At 69.0% G+C, this 5,002-nt stretch carries 4 protein-coding genes; all 4 read left to right on the forward strand.

Annotated features, from left to right (window positions below):
- The first annotated feature begins 66 nt into the window (after positions 1-66).
- The 4 genes from murJ to trxA all read left to right on the forward strand — a co-directional run bounded on the left by murJ (position 67) and on the right by trxA (position 4,953).
- A complete protein-coding gene (murJ, locus tag PV363_RS15830; protein WP_220342745.1) occupies positions 67-1,854 on the forward strand; it encodes a murein biosynthesis integral membrane protein MurJ in 1,788 nt (595 codons plus the stop codon).
- 34 nt (positions 1,855-1,888) lie between these two features.
- Positions 1,889-3,469 carry a protein kinase family protein gene (locus tag PV363_RS15835; RefSeq protein ID WP_220345683.1) on the forward strand — a complete coding sequence of 527 codons (1,581 nt, stop codon included), beginning with the start codon at positions 1,889-1,891 and terminating at the stop codon, positions 3,467-3,469.
- 108 nt (positions 3,470-3,577) lie between these two features.
- Positions 3,578-4,531, forward strand: a complete 954-nt coding sequence (gene trxB / locus PV363_RS15840) for a thioredoxin-disulfide reductase (protein ID WP_220342747.1) — start codon at positions 3,578-3,580, stop codon at positions 4,529-4,531.
- 59 nt (positions 4,532-4,590) lie between these two features.
- Complete coding sequence (gene trxA, locus PV363_RS15845) at positions 4,591-4,953, forward strand: thioredoxin (protein WP_220342748.1); 363 nt, start codon at positions 4,591-4,593, stop codon at positions 4,951-4,953.
- Positions 4,954-5,002: the final 49 nt, after the last annotated feature.

A 5,002-nucleotide genomic window follows, 5' to 3' on the forward strand; every position in this document is an offset into this window, starting at 1 on the left:
CGGGACTCCTGAGACTCCGTCCGAGACCGCCACCGTCCCGACACGCCCGGCGCGGGAGCCGGACGCATGAGCAAGCACCGCCGCGCCCGTCGCGAGAAGCGCCGCGTCACCCCCGTCGCCCTTGTCACCGCTCGCGAGGCCCCCCTCGCCGCCGAGGCGGTCGAGGCGACCGAGGAGGTCGACGAGACGAGCGACGCCGTCGCCGAGGCCGTGCGCCGTACGTCGACCGGTCTGCTGTCGGCCAGCGTCCTGATGGCCGCGGGCACCCTCGTCTCCCGGCTGTCGGGATTCGTCCGGTCTGCGCTGATCTTCGCCGCGATCGGCGCGAGCCTGAACGCCGACATCTTCACCGGCGCCAACACGATCCCCAACGCGCTCTACGTCCTGCTCGCGGGGGGCGTGTTCAACGTCGTCCTGGTCCCGCAGCTGGTGCGGGCGATGAAGAACGACAGCGATGGCGGCGAGGCGTACGCCCAGCGGATCATCACGCTCGGCCTGCTCGTCCTCGGCATCTCGACCGTCGTGCTCGTCATCGCGGCGCCTCTGCTCGTGAGGGTCGTCTTCGACAGCCGCCTGTTCGACCCCGGCAACGAGGACGCGCTGTCGTCGGCGTACGCGTTGATGCGCTACTGCCTCCCGCAGATCTTCTTCTACGGCGCCTTCGTCCTCGTCGGCCAGATCCTCAACTCCCGGGGCCGCTTCGGGCCGATGATGTGGGCGCCGATCGTCAACAACCTGATCTCCTGCGCCATCCTCGTCACCTACATCGTGCTGTACGGCGAGAGCAACGGCTCGGGCGGTTTCACCGGACCGCAGGAGCTGCTGCTCGGCGTCGGCTCGACGGTCGGGATCGCGGCCCAGGCCCTCGTGCTGCTCCCCTACCTGCGAGCCGCCGGCTTCCACTACCGTCCGCGGTTCGACTTCCGTGGGGTCGGGCTGGGCCACACGCTCAAGCTCGGCGCGTGGACGCTCGGCTTCATCCTGGTCAACCAGGTGATGTTCGTGGTCATCACCCGCATCGGCACCAGCGCCGGCCTCCTCGCGATCACCGACGGCAACCCTGATCCCGCGGGGACGACGGTCTACGCGAGCGCCTTCCTCATCACCCAGGTCCCGCACGGGGTGATCACCGTCTCGCTCGTCACCGCGACCATGCCGCTCATCTCACGGCTCGCCGCCGAGGGCGACCTGCGCCAGATGAGGAACGAGGTCCAGAACAACATCCGATCGGTGCTGGCACTCCTCGCGCCGATCGCCGTCGCCGTCTTCGCGCTCTCCGGACCGCTCGGCACCGTTGTCGGCTCCTGGGGCTCGATGGAGGGCAACACCGAGACGATCAGCACCACGATCGCCGCGTTCGCCCCGGCGATCATCTTCTTCTCGCTGCACTACATGAGCCTTCGCGGCTTCTACGCGCTCGAGGACACCCGCACGCCGTTCTTCATCCAGATCGTGCTGGCGACGGTCAACATCGGGCTCGCGGTCACGCTCGCGTCCCAGGTGGAGCCCAGCGCGATCGCGCCCACGCTCGCGGTGGCGTACGGGGGGGCGTACCTGGTGGGTTCACTGCTGTCCATCACCGTCTTGTCGACGCGCATCGGGCCCGTCCTCGACGTACCCTCGCTCGTCTACCTCCTGCGGCTCGTGGCCGCCTGCGTCGTGACGATGGCGGTCATGCTGATGCTGTCCGCCTTCCTCCTGGAGCCGCTCGGCCTGGACAGCGTGGGCAAGATCGACGCGCTCCTGGCGCTGGTCGGCGTCGGCGGGATCGGGGCCGGCGTCTATCTCGCGCTGGCGTGGCTGCTGCGGATCCGTGAGGTCACGGCGGTCGTCCGAACGGTTCTGCGCCGCTGACGGACGACCGGCTGCTCCCCGGATAACATGAGGTGTGGACCAGACCGCGGCACTCAGCTCGGGCCTCCTGCTGTCTGGGCGCTACCGCCTCGACGACCTCATCAAGGAGTCGGGGGGTGCGGTGACGTGGAAGGCCTACGACACTGTCCTCGACCGCGCCGTCGGCATCCAGGCGGTCCGGGCCGACGACCGGCGCGCCACGGCCTTCGTCATCGCCGCAGGGCGCTCGACCGCAGTCTCGGACCCGCGCTTCCTGCGGGTGCTGGACATCGTCGAGGGTGACCACGGCCATACCTACCTGATCCGCGAGTGGGCGCGCGCCGTCTCTCTCGACCACGTCCTCGGGCCCTCCACGCTCACCAACGCGCGTTCGACCCACGTGGTTCTTGAGCTCGCCGACGCCTTCGCCGACGCCCACGAGGCCGGCGTCTACCACCGTCACCTCCGCCCAGCGACGGTGCTGCTGAAGGACAACGGCGGCATCCGCATCATCGGTCTCTCGACCGACCACGCACTCCGGTCGGCTCACCACGACGTCGACGACGCCGACGTCGGCTACGCCGAGCAGCTCGACGTCGAGGCGCTGGGCAAGATCCTCTACGCCTGCCTCACCGGTCGCTACCCGGGTGAGGACGAGCTGCTCGCTCCCGCACCACGCGAGCACGGTCGGCTCCTGCGGCCGCGGCAGGTCCGTGCCGGCGTGTCGCACGACGTCGACACCGTGTGCGACAGGATCCTCGGTCGGCCTCCTCGCCACCACCGACCACCGCTGCGGACCGCTCGTGACGTCGCGCTCGAGCTGGCCATGACCGGCGACGACGATCCGGCCGATCCCGAGGCGACCGGCGCCTCCTCGCCGGATCTGTACCGTCACGACCCCGTACGCTCCGCGCTCTCCGAGCCCCCGCCGGCGGTCAACCCGCCGAAGCCTCGTCCGGCTGCTTTCGCACCCACCCCGCCGACGCCGATGGAACGCGGGTTCTCGAAGGTTCGACGCTCGGCGAAGGGCGAGCGCAAGCTCATCTGGCTCGCGCTGGTCGTCATGGTGGTCCTGGCCGCTGCGGTGACGTTCATCCTGGGTCGTGTCTCGGCGCCGTCCGCGCAGTCTCCGAGCGGCAGCGGGGAGGTCCCCGAGGTCAGCCGCTCGATCGTGGACTTCGGCGTGAAGGACGTGGTCTCGTTCGATCCGCCGCCCGACGGCGACGGCGACGAGAACCCCGGCCAGGCGGAGCTCGCGGTCGACGGCGATTCCTCGACCGCGTGGACCACCCGTGAGTACTACCGGCGCAACGACCTCGGTGGGCTCAAGGACGGTGTCGGGCTGCTCGTCGACCTCGGCCGCTTCCGTGACGTCACGGCGATCCAGGTCGACTTCGGCGCGTCGCCCACCTCGTTCCGTGTCTATGCCGCACCTGGCCGCAAGCGTCCTCCCACCGGGACCGGGCAGATGGAGCGCATCGGTGGCTACTCCGACGCGCCCAGCGGCGCATCCGTGTCCCTCTCGCAGGCGGTCTCGACCCGCTACCTCCTGATCTGGCTCACACGGCTCCCCGAACGCGAGTCGGACATCTACGAGGGTGCCGTCTCGGAGCTCACCGTCCAAGGGCTGGAGTAGCCGCGGCGCCCCGGACGGCCGCGTCGTCGTCCAGGAATGGTCCGGACCTAGGATGCGTTGTGAGGGTACGGCCCCAAACCGTACTGTTCTTGACACCGAAGGCGGAGCATGTCCACTGACGTACGCAACGTGATCATCATCGGCTCGGGTCCTGCCGGTTACACGGCAGCGATCTACACCGCACGCGCGAACCTCGCGCCGTTGGTCTTCGAAGGGTCCGTCACGGCCGGTGGTGCCCTCATGAACACGACCGACGTCGAGAACTTCCCGGGCTTCCCCGAGGGCATCGAGGGTCCGGCGTTGATGGACAACCTCCGCCAGCAGTCTGAGCGTTTCGGCGCCGAGCTGGTGGCCGACGACGTCGTCGAGGTCGACCTGACGGGCGCGGTCAAGATCGTCCGTACCGCGACCAGCGAGCACCATGCCCGGGCGGTCATCCTCGCCATGGGCTCCGGCTACCGCAAGCTGGGCGTCGACGGGGAGGACCGGCTGTCCGGCCGCGGCGTCAGCTGGTGTGCGACCTGTGACGGCTTCTTCTTCCGCAAGCAGGAGATCGTGGTCGTGGGCGGCGGTGACTCCGCTGTCGAGGAGGCCACCTTCCTGACCCGCTTCGCCGACAAGGTCACCCTCGTCCACCGCCGCGAGGAGCTGCGCGCAAGCAAGATCATGCAGGAGCGGGCGTTCAAGAACGACAAGATCGAGTTCGCCTGGAACTCGCGGGTCAAGGAGATCCGAGGGGAGCTGTCGCTCGAGGGCGTCGTCCTCGAGGACACCGTGACGGGCGAGGAGCGCTTCCTTCCGGCGACCGGCCTGTTCATCGCGGTCGGTCACGACCCGCGGTCGGAGCTCCTCAAGGGTCAGGTCGACCTCGACGCCGAGGGGTACGTCCTCGTGCAGCCCGGGTCGACCCGCACCAACGTCCCCGGAGTCTTCGCCTCGGGTGACCTCGTCGACCACACCTACCGGCAGGCGATCACCGCTGCCGGCACCGGCTGCTCGGCCGCCCTCGACGCCGAGCGCTACATCGCAGACCTCGAGCACGCCGATCTCGTGACCAGCTGATCGCCCGATCAGGTGCTCGGAATCCCGCGACACCCCCGGGTGTTGCAGAAGACACATTGATGGACGCCGTACCGCCAACCGAAGGGGTAGCCACTGTGGGCAACATCCAGGCCGTCACCGACGCCGAGTTCCAGACCACCGTCCTGGGCTCCGACAAGCCCGTGCTCGTCGACTTCTGGGCTGAGTGGTGCGGGCCGTGCCGCCAGGTCTCCCCGATCCTCGAGGAGATCGCCGCAGAGCACGGTGACAAGATCACCATCGTCAAGATGAACGTCGACGAGAACCCTCAGACGCCCGCGTCGTACCGCGTGACCTCGATCCCGACGCTCAACGTCTACCAGAACGGCGAGATCGTGCAGTCGATCATCGGCGCCAAGCCCAAGAGCCTGCTGCTCAAGGAGCTCGACGCGTTCGTCGGCTGACGTCCTCGGGCGTGACCGCCCGCCGACCGCAGCGCAACTGAGAGGGCCC

The sequence above is a fragment of the Mumia sp. genome (assembly GCF_028803055.1).
Classification (GTDB): domain Bacteria; phylum Actinomycetota; class Actinomycetes; order Propionibacteriales; family Nocardioidaceae; genus Mumia.